We start from the raw sequence: 15,358 nt of genomic DNA, 5'->3' as shown, positions 1-15,358 counted from the left end.
ATGCGATGTGGAGATATGATGGAGATCCGCCCGTCCGGGCCGATGCGCCTTCGCTGCCTCCATGTCCGTTTCCTCTCCGGGTGCCGCCGTGCCCGCGTCCGCGCCGCTGGTCCTGATCGCCGAAGACGAGAGCGAGATCGCCGAGATCCTCAGCGCCTACCTGGCGCGCAGCGGGCTGCGCAGCGCCCACGCCGCCGATGGCCGCGCCGCGCTGGACCTGCACCTGGCGCTGGATCCGGATCTGATCCTGCTGGACGTGCAACTGCCGGCGGCGGACGGCTGGAAGGTGCTGGCCGAACTGCGCCACCGGGGCGAGACCCCGGTGATCATGCTCACCGCGCTGGACCAGGACATCGACAAGCTGATGGGCCTGCGCCTGGGCGCCGACGACTACGTGGTCAAGCCGTTCAACCCGGCCGAGGTGGTGGCGCGGGTGCAGGCGGTGCTGCGGCGCATCCGCGGCAACGGCGCCGAGGAGGCGCGCAGCCTGCGGGTGGGCGCCTTCCATGTCGATCTGGACCAGCACGAGGCCAGCGTGCGCGTGGGCGAGCAGCGGCACACGCTGGACCTCACGCTCACCGAGTTCAAGCTGCTGGTGCGGCTGATGCGCGCGCCGAAGCGGGTGTTCAGCCGCGCCGAACTGCTCGACGCCTGCCTGCCGGAAGGCGACACCCAGGAGCGCACCATCGACAGCCACATCAGCAAGCTGCGCAAGAAGCTGGAGGCGCTGGGCGTGCAGGGCACGCCGGCCAGCGTGCGCGGCGTCGGCTACCGGTTCGGATCCGGCGCATGAGCCGCGCCCCCGGGCTGCGCCGCCAGGTCATCCTGTCGCTGGGCGCGCTGGCGCTGTGGATCATCCTGCTGTCGGTGGTCGGCTCCTACGTGTTCTACGCGCTGGCGGCGGCCTACCAGCCCAACAGCATCTCCGACACCTGGGTGCCGTCGCGGGTGGAGATGATGTGGATCGGCGCCACCGCCGCACTGGCCGTGGCGATCGCGGTGGCGGTGGCGGTGCGGCTGTCGCGGCGCATCCTCACCCCGTTGAACTCGGTGGCGCACAGCCTGCGCGAAGTCGCCCAGGGCAACTTGCACGCACGCGCGAGCATGGATGCGCATGCGCTGGGCGAGACCGCGCAGCTGGTGCGCGACTTCAACGCCATGGCCGACCGCCTGCAGGCGATGACCCGCGAGCGCGCATTCTGGAATGCCGCCGTCGCCCACGAACTGCGCACGCCGGTGACGATCCTGCGCGGGCGCCTGCAGGGCCTGGCCGAGGGCGTGTTCGCGCCGGACGTGGCGGCGTTCGAGAGCCTGTTGCGGCAGGTGGAAGGCCTGAACCGGCTGATCGAGGACCTGCGCGTGCTCAGCCTCACCGACAGCGGGCACCTGGAGTTGCAGTCGGCGCCGGCCGACCTGGCGCGGGAAGTGGAGGCCGTGCTGCATGCCTTCGGCGCCAGCCTGGACGCGCGCGGGCTGGTGCTGGAACCCGTGCTGGCGCTGCGCACGCCGGTGCTGTGCGATGCGGTGCGCATCCGCCAGGCGCTGATGGCCTTGCTCGAAAACGCGCAGCACTATGCCGAGCCGGGCCCGCTGCGGATGGGCGTGCAGGCGGACGCCGGCCAATGCGTGCTGTTCGTGGAAGACACCGGCCCCGGCATCGCGCCCGAGATCGCCGCGCGGGTGTTCGATGCGTTCCGCCGCGGCGATCCGTCGCGTTCGCGCAAGAGCGGCGGCAGCGGCCTGGGCCTGGCGGTGGTCAAGGCCATCGCCGTGGCGCATGGCGGCGATGCGCTGTGCTTGCCGGCCGGCAGCGGGACACGATTCGAAGTGCGCTGGCCGCTGGCGCCAGTGGAGGCCGCGACGCGCACAGCGCAGGTGCCGGCGTCGCGCTAGAGGCGCGTTGGCTCAGGCGGAGGTCGCGTCGCTGCGCACGCGCGGTGTACGCCCCGGCAGCATGCGGGTCAGCACCTCGTCGCGCCGGACCCAGTGATGGAACAGCGCGGCGGCCACGTGCAGCAGTACGACGACCCATGCGATCCATTTGCCGATGAAGTGGTGCACCACGTCGATCGGCGCTTCGAACGCCTCCCAGCTCAGGTGCCAGGTGCGGCTGATCCAGCCGAACAGCGCGGTCTCGTTGAAGCCGGGAATGCGGAACAGGCCGACATCGGTGGGTGCGCCGGTGCCAATGTAGCCGGTCAGCGGCATCACGATCAGCAGCGCGTACAGGCCCCAGTGCGCCAGATGCGCAAGCCGGTGTTCCAGCGCCGAGCCCGGCGGATCCTCCGGTTGCACGTCCAGCCAGCGCCACAACAGCCGTGGCAGCACCAGGAACCCGACCAGCAGGCCCAGCACCCAGTGCAGGTTGAGCACCGGCAGCGAGGCGTCGGAGGTGTCGTCCATGAACCAGATGACGTAGTACACCACCGCATAGGCGCCGATGAAGGCGGCGGCGGTGGTCCAGTGGAACAGCTTGGCGAGGGCGCCGAAGCGCTGTGCGGTATTGCGCCAGTGCATGTGCGTGATCCTGGTCGAGTGGCGAGGCGGGGAGTGCTGCGGAATCAGGGCGTGCGCAGGCTGTCGAGCAGTCGGTCCAAGGCGTCCAGCGCGTCGGCCAGCCGTGCGTGCAGGTCGGCGTCCGGCTCGGCGATCCAGAACGCCGCCTCGGTGATCGCGCCGTAGAGCATGCGTGCCATCACCCCGGCATGCAGCGGCGCCACCGTGCCGGCGGCGATCAGGGCTTCCAGCGCCGCCTGCAGCGCGGCGATGCCCACCGACTGCGCCGCCGGCGGCACGTCGCCGAACACGGCGCGCGCGTCCTGCAGGATGATCCGGCGGATCTCCGGTTCCAGCGCCAGTTCCAGGTAGGTGCGGCAGCGGCGGCGGAAACCGTCCCACGGCGTGGGCGCGGCGTCGGACACCGCCTGCAGGCGCAGGCCCACCTCGGCCTCGATCTGCTCGATGACCGCGATCAGCAGGCCGTCCTTGCTGCCGAAGTGGTGATACAGCGCGCCACGGGTAAGACCGGCCTCGGCGGTCAACACGTCCATCGAGGTGTGCGCGAAGCCATGTGTGGCGAACGCCTGCCGCGCCACAGCCAGCAGGCTGGCGCGGGTGGTCTCGATCATCTCGCGGCGGCTGCGGCGTTGGTGCATGGGCGGGCCTTCATTCACATACGTGGCGTACGTTATTTGCGTACAGTGCGTATGTCAATGTGTCCCGGTCGGTTCGGCGTGCGCTGGGCGGCTTGGCCGGCACGGCAGCCGGTGCGCTCCGAAGGCCTGAGATTCGAGTGGCTTGCCCGTCCTGCGAACGTCTCGGCCAGGGCCTCTCAGGCATCGACAGCGCGATCGCGGCGGCGTGCGGAATGCGCCTGGTCGCAAACCCAAATGATGCTGGTGCCTGTCGCGAAGGCCGTCGTAAAGGGCGCCGTCGCGGCGGCTCAGGACTGCGCGACGGAACCGCCCATCGTGCGCATGCGATGCACCGGCACGACGCCGACCTCACCGTCGCACTAGCCAAGGCCTTCACTGCGGGTGTGGTCTGGTGACCGCTGTGCAACCGAATTGGAGTGTCGAATGGACACCACGCTGATGCCCTGGGTCGCCGGACTGTTCGTCCTGCTCATCGCCGCGATGCTGTATCTGGTCACGCGCGCCAAGAAGAACCGCAACCGCCCGGCACAGGATCACGCCGCGACCAAGAGCGACGTGGACAGCGCGGCCAAGCGCTAGCGTCTCGCGTCGGGCGCGGTCGCCTGCGCCGTGCTCAGGCGTCCGCGTCGATCGGCGCGAAGCGCGGGCGGCGTACGCCATCGATCTCCACCTGCTCGACGAACATCGGATACGGCCGCACCCACAGCGTGCCTTCGCCGTACAGCGGCCGGTACAGCACCAGCGGTTCCAGCGTTTCGCTGCTGCGGACCATGCCCAGCACCTCGTATTCGCCGCCCTTGAAGTGGCGGTAGCGGCCGAGGGCGATGGAAGGCAGTGGGCTGAGGTCGCGCATGACGGTGTCCTGGTGGGCGGGAGCGCGAGTGTAGCCGTCTGCACCTGCGCTCTCTGCGTCGCGAGGGCGAATTGCGCGACCGCGGCGGTTCGCCGCGTCGTGACGACGGAACGCTCCTGCGGGGGAAACTCAGGCAACCGGCCTTAAGAAGCAGCGTCCATTGTCGCCCGCAGGCTTCACTTCTGCGCACGTCAAGGCGCCAAATCGGCGAAGTCGAACGCCTGCCCAGGCTCGGCGGCGACGAAGTCCGTTGCGGCGATGCCGGCCAGGTGCAGTGCGGCGGCCAGCGCTTCGCGCGGCTCATCACGCCCTTCGTCGGTGAGCTGGAAGGTGCCCCAGTGGATGCCGAGCGCGCGCCGCGCGCCGGTGTCGCGGAAGATCCGCACCGCTTCGGTGGGGTCGATGTGCTGTGGCGCCATGAACCAGCGCGGCGCGTAGGCGCCGATCGGGATCAACGCCACGTCGGGCGCGCCGTGTCGGTCGCGGATCTCGCGGAAGATGGCGCCATCGCCGTAGCCGGTGTCTCCCGCGAACCACACCGATCCCCGCGCGGTCTCGACGAAGAAGCCGGACCACAGTGCCATCCTGCGGTCGGCGATGCCGCGGCTGGACCAATGGTTGGCGCGGGTCAGCGTCGCCGTCGCGGTGTCGCCGATCGGCAGCCGGTCGTGCCAGTCGCCGGTGGCGATGCGCGCATCGGGCACGCGCTTGCGCAGCAGGACGTCGTTGCCCAGCGGCATCACGAACAGCGGCTGGTGCGCGTCGTGCAGCGTGCGCAAGGTCGCCAGGTCGAAGTGGTCGTAGTGGTTGTGGCTCAGCAGCACCGCATCGATGGGCGGCAGGTCTGCGAAGCGGATGCCCGGTGCCGTTACCCGCTTGGGCCCTGCGATCTGCGAAGGGCTGGCGCGCTGCGACCACACCGGGTCGGTGAGCAGGTTGAGGCCGCCGGCCTGGATCAACAGCGTGGCGTGGCCGACCATGGTGATGCGCAGGCCGTCGTGCCGCGGTGCAGGCATGGCCGGCGTCACCGGGACCTGCGCAGGCCAGCGCACCGCGCCCATGGCGGCCTTCCAGCGCAGGACCTTGCTCAGCGCATTGTCGATCGTGGGCTGGCCGGGGTTGAAGAAGCGCACGCCATCGAAATGGTCGCTGACGGGGCCACGGTAGTAGGGGTTGGCCATTGAGGCGCGATCCAGGCGATGCATGGGGAAAGGGGAGGTTACCCGCAGCGGCGCAAGCGTGCGTGCGCGCCTGCCTCGGCTGCCGCGATACCGGTCCCGGCCCGTGCCACGCGCGGTGTCATTTCGGCGTGCCCAGCCCACCCATGTTGAGCATCACCCGCAAGCCGATCGCCAGCGCATCGTCGGGCGCACGGCGCGCCGCGGGATTGCCCAGGATGTCGGGATGGACGATGTACTGCACGTTCGGCACCAGGAACAGCGGCGTCTGCGCGATGCGATAGCTGTAGTTGAGTTCGAACATGAGTTCGTTGCGCGCGATGTCCGCGGCCGCGCCGCGCTTGCGCAGCAGGTCGTTCATGTAGCCCTGCTGGTCCGCACTGAAGCGGTAGTAGTGCGCGATCGCGCCCATGCCGTCGCCGGGCCGTGCCGCGAACGGGCCGCTGTAGTACAGGCCGGCGGTGACCTGCAGGTCGTAGACCTGGTGCTTGTCGAACGGTGCGGCGATGTTGCCGAAGGCGACCAGCATGCGCTTGCTCGCCATGCCCTGCGGCCGGTACAGCGCGCGTTCGCCGAGCGCGTAGGCGCCCCAGCGCCCGCCGTCGTACAGGCGCGCGGGGCCGCCGACCAGCCCGCGCAAGCCCCCGGCCTGGTTGTAGCGCAGGTCGCTGTAGTCGGCCGAGTTGTACCAGAGGCCGGCGAGGTAGCGCGGTGCGCCCTTGCCCAGTGCGGGATCGGGTTCGTAGCCGACCTCGAGCGTGCCCAGCACGCCGCTGCTGTCGGCGGTGCTCCAGTCCAGGCCGTGGTTGTTCTTGCGCTGCGGGTTCAGTTCGAACGCGCCCACCGACACGTAGGTGGCGTCAGGCTTGTAGCGCAGCTTCGCGCCCCAGTTCACGTAGGGAAAGCCGACGAAGCCGCCATCGGCCTGGCTCAGCTGGAACGGACAGTCCGAGGCGCTGACGAAGCGGCAGCCGTAGCGGCTGCGCGCGAACTGCCAGGTGGTGTTCATGCGCCCGGCGACCAGTTGCCAGCGCCCGTCGGCGAAGCTCTGTTCCCAGGTCAGTTGCGCCAGTTGCGCCTGCTGCTGCGGGTACCAATAGCCCTGCACCTTGACGCCGTTGCCGATCTGCCGCTGCGACAGGCTGTCGCCGTAGTACCAGGCGCCGGTGGCGTGCAGCGTGGCACCGGGAATGCCGAACAGGCGTTGCAGATCCAGGTCCGCGCCGGCGACCACGCCGCCGGCGTTGCGGTCGCCGCGCGACAGGCCGCCGTCGACGTTGCGCGCATAGTCGTTGGACCAGACCAGGCGCGGCGCGATGCCGTGGTCGTCGAGCCATTGCGTGGTGTCGGCGGCAATGGCGGAGGCCGGCAGGGCGGCCGCAGCCGCCAGCAACGAGACGCAGGAAAGAGAACGGGACATGGGACGCTCCACGGACGAGACGAAGCACTCGCCGGACGTGCGCGGTGGGTGCGCGGCGACGCGGCAGTGCGCGAAGGGAAGACACCTTCCGGTCGTGGAGCCGCAGCACGGCGTCGCGTCCGTCGGCGACGGGCACGCCTGTGTGCAGACCTGTGGGGGGACCGGCAAAGAAACGCGAGGGCAGACCGGAACGCGTTGCGCGGCGCCGAGGCGCACGCCATCGCCGCAGCGGATGGGCCGCGCAACTGCGCGGCCCATCGAGCTGGAGGCAACCCGTGCGGGTCAGCCCACCTTGCCGAGGCCGGCGGCGGCCATCGCCGCAGCGATCTCCTTGTCGGCGCCCTCGGTCAGCGGCAGCAGCGGCGAACGCACCGTGGCGTGGTCGAGCAGGCCGCGCGCGACCAGCGCCCACTTCAGCGCCACCGAGCCTTCCATGTGCGAGCCGCGGTGATAGACGCTCTTGGTCACCGGCAGCAGGCGGTCGTGCAGTGCTCGCGCCTTGGCGTAGTCCTTGGCCTTGCCCGCGGCGATCATCTCCAGCAGCGGTTCCGGGGCGATGCAGCCGTAGCCCACCAGCGCGCCATCCACGTCGAACATGGTGTGCAGCAGATACTCGTCGTGGCAGGTCAGCACCGGCACGTGCGGGCGCTCCTTGCGGAACACCGGGATCTCGGTGTCCCAGCGCTTCATGTTGCGCACGCCGTTCTTCATCGCGACCACGCCCGGCAGTGCGGCGATCTCCAGCAGCGTCTCCAGGTCGTAGGTGGCCTTGGTCGCATCCGGGTACTGGAACAGGATCATCGGCAGCCCGCTGGCCTCGTGGATGGCCTTGTAGCGGTCCTGCGGCGCGCCCCTCTGGTAGCCGAAGCGCAGCCAGCCGTGCGACGGATAGATCAGGCCGGCGGAGGCGCCGGCGGCGACCGCGCGCTTGGCTTCGTCGGCGGCGACGCGGGTGCCTTCCAGGGTGATGCCGGCGATGATCGGGATGCGGCCGTCGACGGCGTCGCGGAAGGCGGTGATCACCTTGGCCTGTTCGTCGCGCTCCAGGAACGTGCCTTCGCCGGCGTGGCCGAGCACGGTCAGGCCCTTGACCCCGTCGATGCCGCCGAGCCAGGCGCCGATGCGCTTGATCGCGGGATAGTCGACGGCGCCGTCGCGGGTGAACGGGGTGACCGGGGCGGGGACCAGGCCTTTCAGGTCGATGGTGCTCATGCTCATTTCCTCTTCTTTGGATCAACGGGGGATGGAATCGAACGCGGGGTCCGACGGGGGTGGTGCGGAGGTGTTGTGCGATGCGCCGGCGGCAGTGCCGGCGATACGCTCAGGGCGACAGCTGCTCCAGCGATTTGCCCTTGGTTTCCAGGGCGAAGCGCCAGGTCACGACGGCGCCGGCCAGCAGCACGGCGGCGAAGGCGGCGAACACGTAGCGGATGCCGAGTCCGGCGATGACCGCGCCGACCAGCAGCGGCCCGCAGGCCGAGCCCAGGCGCAGCCAGGCGCTGCCCAGTCCGGTGCCGATGGCGCGGATGCGGGTGGGGTAGAGCTCGGCCGAGTACAGGTACAGCGAGAAGGTGATGGTCTGCACCGCGGCGTAGCCCAGCGCCGCGAACACCAGCACCTGCGGCGCCGAGGTGCCGCCGAGCGCCGCCAGCGCCAGCAGCGGCACGCCGCCGGCCACGAACGCCAGCCCATACCAGCGCTTGCGTCCGACCTTGTCGATCGACAGCGCGCACACCACCGCGGCGGCGACACCGGCCAGCGAGGTGAAGAAGCCATAGGCGATGCTCTGCTGCAGCGACAGCCCGAAGTGCGTGCGGTACAGCGTCGGCAGCCAGGTGATGATGCCGTTGGCCACCAGGTAGGAGCAGAACCACAGGCTCCAGATCACCAGGGTGCGCTTGCGATAGACGCTGCCGAACAGCTCGCGCCAGTCCGAGCGCTGCGCCTTGGGCAGCGCGCTGCGGTCGAACACCGGCGCCGGCAACGGGCCATGGCGGCGCTCGGCGCTGCGCTCCAGTTCGGCGACGATGGCGTCGGCCTTGGCGTAGTGGCCCTTGGAGGCCAGCCAGCGCGGCGATTCGAACATGAAGAAGCGCAGCGGAATCATGATCGCCGCCGGGATCAGCCCGACCATGAACATCGCCTTCCAGCCGTAGGCCGGCACCAGGAAGTAGCCGATGCCGCCGGCGGCGACCAGGCCGAGCAGGAACATCACCTCGTACAGCAGGAAGAAGCGCCCGCGCTTCTTCGAACCGATCAGTTCGTTGATGTAGGCGCTGGCCACCGGCACCTCGCCGCCGGTGCCGATACCCTGGACGAAGCGGAACGCGATCATCGCCGCGGCGCTGCCGGCGAACAGGCAGGCCACGTCCATCGACACGAACAGCAGGATGGTGAACAGCAGCACGTGCAGCCGGCCGATACGCTCGGCCAGCCAGCCGAAGAACACCGAGCCCAGCAGTTGGCCCAGGTAGCCGGCCGACAGGATCGTGCCGATCTGCGCCGGCGACAGCTGCCATTCCTTGGTCAGCACCGGCATCGCGTAGGCGATGGCGATCACCGTGTAGCCGTCGAAGAACGTGGCGGCGCCGACGATGTTGCGCGCCCACCACACGTTGCGGGTGATCGGCAGGCGTTCGAGGCGTGCGCCGATCTCCGCCTGCGCCTCGGCGATGGAGGGGGTGCGGGCGGTGGCGTTGGCGGTGGGGGCAGGGGCTGTGGTGGGCATGAGCATCGTGGCTGCCTTTCGCAGGACAAGGGGACCCCGACGCGGGCGCCGAAGCGTCCACGCAGCGAGACGGACAGAGAGGGCCGGGCGGTGGCCCGGGCGGATCAGGTGCTGGGGGCGGTCACGGCAACACTCCCGCTGGCCTGGATCGCGAAGGCGATGTCCTTGGCGGCCAGCAGCGTCGGCTGGAGGGCGGTCTCCAGCAGTTCGGCGTGGCTGGTGCGCACCGACGGCGCGGCGACACTGATCGCGCCGAGCGGATAGTCGTCCGCATCCAGCACCGGGACCGCCAGCACGCGCAGGCCCTGGGTCAGCATCGACTCCAGGATCACGTAGCGGTCGCGGCGGATGCTGTCGAAGGTGCGCCGGATCGTGGCGATCTCCGGCGTCTGCGCACCCTGCACGTCGACCCCGGTCACCCGCGTCACTTCCGCCGGCGCCAGGTGCGCCAGCATCGCCAGGCCGATCGCCGTACGGGTGCTGGGCACCGTGGTGCCGATGCGGATGTCCACGCCCAGGCGGGTGATGCCGGCGCGCACGCGCTCGATGTAGAGCACGTCGGGGCCTTGCAGCACCGCGAAGCTGGCCGCTTCGTTGACGTCGCTGACCAGCGTGCGCAGCAGCGGCCGCACCACGCTGCGCAGATCGCGGCGGGCGATGGCGTGGAAGCCGAGGTCGAGCACCTTCAGGGTCAGGCGGAAGCGGCGGCTCTCCGGCACGCGGTGCACGTAGCCCAGCTCGACCAGGGTGTTGAGCATGCGGAAGGTGGTGCCGGGATCGAGCCGGGCCAGGGCCGCGATCTGGCTCAGCGACAGTTCCTCGTGCTCGGACGAGAACGCCTCGAGCACGCGAAAGCCCTTGGCCAGCGACTGCACGGTGCTGCGCAGCTTCTTGTCCCCGGCCTCGTCGCCGTCGTCGGGCGCGGCGCTGGCCGCGCGCTGGGAAGTCGTCTTGATCATCTGCAGTTCCTGGAGGACCCGGCGGAATCGCCAGCTTGCTCGACCCGCTCGATCCTGTCGCTTGACAAGTGAATTTCGGATTGCGAAAATAATTTCGAAATTTCATACCAAGACTCTGCCCGGGCGCTCGATGCGTCAAGTTGCGGCGCAACATGCGTGGGCGGTTCACCCTGCGCGTCCACGATCCGTGGTTTCGAAACCTCCGAAAGACGCGTCATCGCCTGCTGGGAGTTGCGTAGGCGCGAGGCCATGCCGCGCCATCGCGCGATGTCCGTGCTTGGGGCGGCGCCTATCGCGAGGCGGGTGGCGTCGCGTCTGTATCGCCAGGTAGACGAACGCGGCCGTGCGCGGCGATGTCAGCCGTGCTGGCAGACAGCGGCATGGCGGCATCGATACCGTGATGCATGGCTCGAACGACCCGACAGACGCCGCCCCCGCCGGCGCAGACATGGTGGCAAGCACTCTCGTTCAAGCGCACCGCCGCCGAGGTCTCGGCAGTGCTGGTGGTGATCGGCGCGACCTACGGCTTCGTGCAGTACGTGGAGGTCAAGCCGCTGCAGCGGCAGCTGGCCGAGGCGCAGGCCGGTGCCTGCGACGCCAAGGCCGCGGCGATGTCGCTGATGCTGAGTCTGTTGCCGGGCGAGAGCCGCACCCTCTTCGATGGCGCGCTGACCATCGCCAATCTCACGCCAGCGCAGGACGATGCCAAGGTGCGGCTGCGGATCGCGCCGCTGGGTGCGGCCGCGGTCGACAAGCTCCAGCCGGTGCCGGGAGACCGCTTTCTGGTGCAAGTGCCGGGCCGTGGTCGCTATGCGGTCTACCTGCGTTCCAGCAGCGCGCAGTTCGTGGAGCTGTCGATCCTGCGGCAACCGTGAGCCGGTCGCTGGCGCCGGCACGCCATTCAAGAAATCCAGCGCATGGCCGCCATTGCGGATAGCGGAGCCGTTTCGCCGAAGCGGCCGTCCCTCGGGGGAACGCGCATGCTGTCCTTGCCACGTTTGCTGGGCCGCCACCTGGCCAAGTTCCTGTCCAAGCCGCGCCGCCATGGCTCGCAACTGCCGACCAGCCCGCCGCAGCTGTTGCGTGCCACGCTGCGCAAGGGCGACGTGTTGCTGGTCGAGGGCAACAGCCGCTTCTCCACCGCCATCAAGTACCTGAGCCAGTCCACTTGGTCGCACGCGGCGCTGTACATCGGCCACCACGTGGCCGCGCTTCCCGGCGAGGAAGCGCCGCTGTTCTGCGATGTCGACATCAACGTCGGCGTGCGCCTGGTGGGATTGAGCGAGTTCGCCGGCCTGCACACCCGCATCTGCCGTCCGGTCGGGTTGAGCGCGCAGGAGATCGAGACCGTGGTGGAGTACATGGTCTCGCGGGTCGGCAACAGCTACGACCTGAAGAACATCTTCGATCTGGCGCGCTACCTGATCCGCACGCCGCCGCTGCCGTCGTCGGTGAAGCGGCGCTTCCTGGAGCTGGGCAGCGGCGAGCCGACGCGGGCGATCTGCTCGACGTTGCTGGCGCAGGCGTTCGGCGCGATCCGCTATCCCATCCTGCCGGAAATCGACCAGGCGCCGCCGACGGGAAGCGATGCCGGAGAAGACGCGGAGATCCTGCATCCGCGCCATCACAGCCTGACGCTGCCGCGCGATTTCGACGTCTCGCCGTACTTCAACGTGGTCAAGCCGCGCTTGCAGCAGGGCTTCGATTTCCATCGCCTGGTGTGGGAGCCGCACGCCGCCGGCGTGCCGTCCGCGAGCGCGCCGATGGATACCGCACTGGCCTGACGGAAGCCGGCTGCAGCGTGAAACTGTGGTGCGCGTTGCTCTGGCGAAGCACTTCGCAGTTCAAGTTCGAGCGCGCGCTGGCCGATACAAAATTCCGTTCTCTGCTTTCTACGCCATGAATCCCATCCAATTTCTGCGCCGCCATATCGCCAATCTGCCCATGGCGCGCAAGTTCATCGTGCTGTGCACGCTGATCGCGCTCGGCGTGATCCTGCTCGCCGTTGCCGCGGCGCGCCTGCAATATCTCAACCTGATCGATGCGCGCAAGCAAAGTGTCAAGACCCAGGTCGACATGGGCCTGAGCGTGATGCAGCACTACGCCGATCTGGCCAAGCGCGGCGAGATGACCGAGGCGCAGGCGCAGGCAGCGGCCAAGGGCGCGCTGGCCGACATGAAGACCAACGGCGGCGTGGACTACTTCTTCATCGTCGACCCGCAGATGCGCATCGTCATGCATCCCAAGCGCGCGGTCGGCACCGACATGAGCGGCTACAGGAGCGATGCCGGCGAGTACGTGTACCGCGACATCCAGACGGCGGTGCGCAGCGGCGACGGTTTCAGCTACTACACCGCGCCCAAGCCCGGCAAGTCGGTGCAGCTGCCGAAGATCAGCTACGCCGCGCTGTACCCGCAGTGGAACTGGGTGCTGGCGATGGGCGTGTATGCCGAGGACATCCAAGCCCAGGCGATGGGCTTCACCAAGATCCTCACCGTGATCGGTGGTGGCCTGGTGGCGCTGGTCGTGGGCCTGTGCTGGCTGATCGCCGGCGCCATCGTCGCGCCGTTGCGCGGCGCCACGCGGACCGCCGAGGCGATCGCCTCCGGCCGCTTCGACAATCCGATCAAGGTCGAGTCGCGCGACGAGACCGGGCAGTTGATGACCAGCATGCAACAGATGCAGACCCAGCTGCAGCGCTTCAACGGCGAGATGCAGACCCTGGTGCGGCTGCAGCAGGGCGAGGACATCAGCCATCGCATGCCGGAAGACTTCCCGGGCGACTACGGCACGCTGGCGCACGGCATGAACACGGCGCTGTTCGAGCACCTGGACGCGATCGTCGAGGCGATGGCGATCATGGACGAGTACGGCCGCGGCGACCTGCGCCGCGACATGCGTCGGCTGCCGGGACAGCGCGCCGCGCTGCACGAGGCGCTGGACGTGGTCAAGGCCAACCTGTCGGCGGTCAACGGCGACATCGCGCGGCTGGCCGACGCGGCCGCCCGCGGCGACTTCACTGCACGTGGCGACGAGGCGCGCTACGCGTTCGCGTTCAAGGAAATGGTGGAAGCGCTCAACCGGCTGATGCGTCAGGCCGACAGCGGCCTGGCCGACGTCGGCCGGATCATGGGGGCGATCGCCGATGGCGACCTGTCGCAGCGCGTGGACGTGCGCTACGAAGGCGCGTTCGGCACCCTCGCCGACGCCGCCAACCGCACCGCCGAGCAACTGACCGGCATCGTGCAGGGCATCCAGCGCGCGGTCGGCTCGATCAACACCGCCGCCAGCGAGATCGCCAGCGGCAACAGCGACCTGTCGGTGCGCACCGAGCAGCAGGCGGCCAGCCTGGAAGAAACCGCCGCCTCGATGGAGGAGCTGGCGTCCACCGTGAAGCAGAACGCCGACAGCGCGCGCCAGGCCAACCAGCTGGTGCTGAGCACCGGCGAGGTGGCCGAGCACGGCGGCCGCGCCGTGGAGGAAGTGGTGGCGACCATGGCCTCGATCAGCGCCGCGTCCGCGCGCATCGCCGACATCATCGGCGTGATCGACGGCATCGCCTTCCAGACCAACATCCTCGCGCTCAATGCGGCGGTGGAAGCGGCGCGCGCCGGCGAACAGGGCCGCGGCTTCGCCGTGGTGGCCTCGGAAGTGCGCACGCTGGCGCAGCGCTCGGCGGCGGCGGCCAAGGAGATCAAGGCCCTGATCTCCGACTCGGTGCAGGAAGTGGAGCAGGGCTCGACCCTGGTCAACCGCGCCGGCACCACCATGACCGAGGTGGTCGCCTCGGTGAAGCGGGTCACCGACATCATGGCCGAGATCTCCGCGGCCAGCGCCGAGCAGAGCGCGGGCATCGACCAGGTCAGCAAGACGGTGATGCAGCTGGACGAGGGCACCCAGCAGAACGCGGCATTGGTGGAAGAAGCCAGCGCGGCGGCCAAGAGCATGGAAGACCAGGCGGCGGAACTGGCACGCGCGGTGGCGGTGTTCCGCCTCGCCGGCGGCGCCGCCATCAGCGTGGCACCGGCCATCGCGGCAAGGCCGCAGCCGGCCAGGCCGGCAGTGCGGGCTGTCGCCGCCGCCAAGCCCAAGCCGACGGTCCCGGTGCGGCAAGTGGCGGCCAAGCCACGCCCGATCCAGGGCGTGCCGGCGGACAGCGCGGAGTGGGAAGAGTTCTGAGCCAGTGCGGCGTGGTGGCGCCTGCTGCCACGCCGTGGCCGCTCCTGCAGGTGATGGCATCGCCTGGCATCCGAGGCGTATCGCCCCAGCTTCTTCATCCACTTTTTGCCTGTGGCTGCCTATGGTCGCAGCGACGGCGTGCCGGCAGTGCGGCGGTGGAGGAGGAGCCGAGTCGATGTTCTGGAAACGCAACAGCCTGTCGATCGTGTTGCTGGCGCTGAGCCTGCTGTTCATGGCCGCTCAGGCGCTGAGTGGCCACCAAGCCTACAACGAGGAACTGCGCCAGCAGGGGCTGGCGGCGCTGCCGATGTTGCAGTACCTGCACAGCGGGCACTTCATCGGCGCGCTGTTCGAGAACTGGGAGAGCGAGTTCCTGCAGATGGGCATGTACGTGGTGCTGACGGTGAAGCTGCGCCAGTGGGGCTCGGCCGAGTCGCGGCCGCTGTCGCCAGGGCAGGAGGACGACGCCGTCGCGCCGGGCCCGGCGCCTTGGCCGGTGCGCGCCGGCGGCATCTGGCTGGCGCTGTACGAGCGCTCGCTGGCACTGGCCTTCGGTGCGCTGTTCCTGCTCAGCTTCGTCCTGCATGCACTGGGCAGTTGGCGCCACGAGGTGGCCGAGCAGGCCATGCAGCATCGGCCGCTGCCGTCCTTCTGGGAACACGCCAGCGGCGCGCAGTTCTGGTTCGAATCGATGCAGAACTGGCAGAGCGAGTTCCTGGCGGTGTTCGCGCTGGTGGTGTTGAGCATCTGGCTGCGGCAGAAGGATTCCCCGCAATCCAAGCCGGTGCACGCGCCGCATCGGCAGACCGGCGATTGATCGCGGCGCCGAGGGCGGTGTCGACCACGGGCAATGGCCCAGACATGCGAACGCCGCGGTGCTTGTGCA

15 protein-coding genes are annotated in these 15,358 nt (G+C 69.4%); 7 read left to right on the top strand and 8 right to left on the bottom strand.

Features of this window, described 5'->3' with window-relative positions:
- Window positions 1-61: 61 nt before the first annotated feature.
- Both SLW52_RS10500 and SLW52_RS10495 read left to right on the top strand, forming a co-directional pair.
- Window positions 62-793, top strand: a complete 732-nt coding sequence (locus SLW52_RS10500) for a response regulator (protein WP_051067644.1) — start codon at window positions 62-64, stop codon at window positions 791-793.
- Window positions 790-1,893, top strand: a complete 1,104-nt coding sequence (locus SLW52_RS10495; protein WP_320740202.1) for an ATP-binding protein — start codon at window positions 790-792, stop codon at window positions 1,891-1,893. Before SLW52_RS10500 ends, SLW52_RS10495 begins: the two co-directional genes overlap by 4 nt.
- 12 nt (window positions 1,894-1,905) lie before the next feature.
- Here the strand turns inward: SLW52_RS10495 and SLW52_RS10490 are convergent, their stop codons facing one another.
- Together SLW52_RS10490 and SLW52_RS10485 are read right to left on the bottom strand one after the other, a co-directional pair.
- Complete coding sequence (locus SLW52_RS10490; protein WP_295964033.1) at window positions 1,906-2,517, bottom strand: cytochrome b; 612 nt, start codon at window positions 2,515-2,517, stop codon at window positions 1,906-1,908.
- 44 nt (window positions 2,518-2,561) lie between these two features.
- Window positions 2,562-3,155 (bottom strand): TetR/AcrR family transcriptional regulator, encoded by a 594-nt coding sequence (locus SLW52_RS10485; protein WP_017912853.1) that lies wholly within the window; start codon window positions 3,153-3,155, stop codon window positions 2,562-2,564.
- A 423-nt stretch (window positions 3,156-3,578) separates the two neighbouring features.
- Here SLW52_RS10485 and SLW52_RS10480 point away from each other — a divergent pair, with 423 nt between their 5' ends.
- A complete protein-coding gene (locus tag SLW52_RS10480) occupies window positions 3,579-3,734 on the top strand; it encodes a hypothetical protein (protein WP_017910105.1) in 156 nt (51 codons plus the stop codon).
- A 34-nt stretch (window positions 3,735-3,768) separates the two neighbouring features.
- On the opposite strand, the gene SLW52_RS10475 is transcribed toward SLW52_RS10480, so the two are convergent.
- The 6 genes from SLW52_RS10475 to SLW52_RS10450 form a co-directional block, all read right to left on the bottom strand.
- Window positions 3,769-4,008, bottom strand: coding sequence for a DUF1653 domain-containing protein (locus SLW52_RS10475; RefSeq protein ID WP_152240110.1), 240 nt, complete (start codon window positions 4,006-4,008; stop codon window positions 3,769-3,771).
- 191 nt (window positions 4,009-4,199) lie between these two features.
- The gene (locus SLW52_RS10470) at window positions 4,200-5,189 is read right to left on the bottom strand and encodes an MBL fold metallo-hydrolase (protein ID WP_152240111.1); all 990 of its coding nucleotides are present in this window, start codon (window positions 5,187-5,189) and stop codon (window positions 4,200-4,202) included.
- Window positions 5,190-5,307: 118 nt separating this feature from the next.
- On the bottom strand, window positions 5,308-6,606 hold the full coding sequence (locus tag SLW52_RS10465) for a carbohydrate porin (RefSeq protein ID WP_320740203.1): 1,299 nt from the start codon (window positions 6,604-6,606) through the stop codon (window positions 5,308-5,310).
- Between the two features lie 282 nt (window positions 6,607-6,888).
- The gene (locus SLW52_RS10460) at window positions 6,889-7,818 is read right to left on the bottom strand and encodes a dihydrodipicolinate synthase family protein (RefSeq protein WP_320740204.1); all 930 of its coding nucleotides are present in this window, start codon (window positions 7,816-7,818) and stop codon (window positions 6,889-6,891) included.
- A gap of 109 nt (window positions 7,819-7,927) precedes the next feature.
- A complete protein-coding gene (locus SLW52_RS10455; protein WP_320740205.1) occupies window positions 7,928-9,334 on the bottom strand; it encodes an MFS transporter in 1,407 nt (468 codons plus the stop codon).
- Window positions 9,335-9,438: 104 nt separating this feature from the next.
- Window positions 9,439-10,293 (bottom strand): IclR family transcriptional regulator, encoded by an 855-nt coding sequence (locus tag SLW52_RS10450; RefSeq protein WP_284468311.1) that lies wholly within the window; start codon window positions 10,291-10,293, stop codon window positions 9,439-9,441.
- A 404-nt stretch (window positions 10,294-10,697) separates the two neighbouring features.
- Between SLW52_RS10450 and SLW52_RS10445 the strand changes: the two genes are divergently transcribed.
- The 4 genes from SLW52_RS10445 to SLW52_RS10430 all read left to right on the top strand — a co-directional run bounded on the left by SLW52_RS10445 (window position 10,698) and on the right by SLW52_RS10430 (window position 15,289).
- Window positions 10,698-11,168, top strand: coding sequence for a hypothetical protein (locus tag SLW52_RS10445; protein WP_039728364.1), 471 nt, complete (start codon window positions 10,698-10,700; stop codon window positions 11,166-11,168).
- Between the two features lie 105 nt (window positions 11,169-11,273).
- Entirely contained in the window at window positions 11,274-12,077 is an 804-nt protein-coding gene (locus SLW52_RS10440; RefSeq protein ID WP_320740206.1) for a YiiX/YebB-like N1pC/P60 family cysteine hydrolase, read from the top strand.
- A 133-nt stretch (window positions 12,078-12,210) separates the two neighbouring features.
- Window positions 12,211-14,472, top strand: coding sequence for a methyl-accepting chemotaxis protein (locus SLW52_RS10435; protein ID WP_320740295.1), 2,262 nt, complete (start codon window positions 12,211-12,213; stop codon window positions 14,470-14,472).
- Between the two features lie 175 nt (window positions 14,473-14,647).
- Window positions 14,648-15,289 (top strand): DUF6766 family protein, encoded by a 642-nt coding sequence (locus SLW52_RS10430; protein WP_267111404.1) that lies wholly within the window; start codon window positions 14,648-14,650, stop codon window positions 15,287-15,289.
- Window positions 15,290-15,358: the final 69 nt, after the last annotated feature.

Source organism: Xanthomonas sp. LF02-5, from assembly GCF_034105325.1.
GTDB classification, from domain to species: domain Bacteria; phylum Pseudomonadota; class Gammaproteobacteria; order Xanthomonadales; family Xanthomonadaceae; genus Xanthomonas_A; species Xanthomonas_A sontii.
This window is presented reverse-complemented; position numbering and strand designations above follow the sequence as displayed.

Bases quoted from the DNA above. Each gene is read 5' to 3' on its own strand.
- SLW52_RS10500 (WP_051067644.1), top strand. From the start codon at position 62: ATGTCCGTTTCCTCTCCGGGTGCCGCCGTGCCCGCGTCCGCGCCGCTG.
- SLW52_RS10495 (WP_320740202.1), top strand. From the start codon at position 790: ATGAGCCGCGCCCCCGGGCTGCGCCGCCAGGTCATCCTGTCGCTGGGC.
- SLW52_RS10490 (WP_295964033.1), bottom strand. From the start codon at position 2,517: ATGCACTGGCGCAATACCGCACAGCGCTTCGGCGCCCTCGCCAAGCTG.
- SLW52_RS10485 (WP_017912853.1), bottom strand. From the start codon at position 3,155: ATGCACCAACGCCGCAGCCGCCGCGAGATGATCGAGACCACCCGCGCC.
- SLW52_RS10480 (WP_017910105.1), top strand. From the start codon at position 3,579: ATGGACACCACGCTGATGCCCTGGGTCGCCGGACTGTTCGTCCTGCTC.
- SLW52_RS10475 (WP_152240110.1), bottom strand. From the start codon at position 4,008: ATGCGCGACCTCAGCCCACTGCCTTCCATCGCCCTCGGCCGCTACCGC.
- SLW52_RS10470 (WP_152240111.1), bottom strand. From the start codon at position 5,189: ATGGCCAACCCCTACTACCGTGGCCCCGTCAGCGACCATTTCGATGGC.
- SLW52_RS10465 (WP_320740203.1), bottom strand. From the start codon at position 6,606: ATGTCCCGTTCTCTTTCCTGCGTCTCGTTGCTGGCGGCTGCGGCCGCC.
- SLW52_RS10460 (WP_320740204.1), bottom strand. From the start codon at position 7,818: ATGAGCACCATCGACCTGAAAGGCCTGGTCCCCGCCCCGGTCACCCCG.
- SLW52_RS10455 (WP_320740205.1), bottom strand. From the start codon at position 9,334: ATGCCCACCACAGCCCCTGCCCCCACCGCCAACGCCACCGCCCGCACC.
- SLW52_RS10450 (WP_284468311.1), bottom strand. From the start codon at position 10,293: ATGATCAAGACGACTTCCCAGCGCGCGGCCAGCGCCGCGCCCGACGAC.
- SLW52_RS10445 (WP_039728364.1), top strand. From the start codon at position 10,698: ATGGCTCGAACGACCCGACAGACGCCGCCCCCGCCGGCGCAGACATGG.
- SLW52_RS10440 (WP_320740206.1), top strand. From the start codon at position 11,274: ATGCTGTCCTTGCCACGTTTGCTGGGCCGCCACCTGGCCAAGTTCCTG.
- SLW52_RS10430 (WP_267111404.1), top strand. From the start codon at position 14,648: ATGTTCTGGAAACGCAACAGCCTGTCGATCGTGTTGCTGGCGCTGAGC.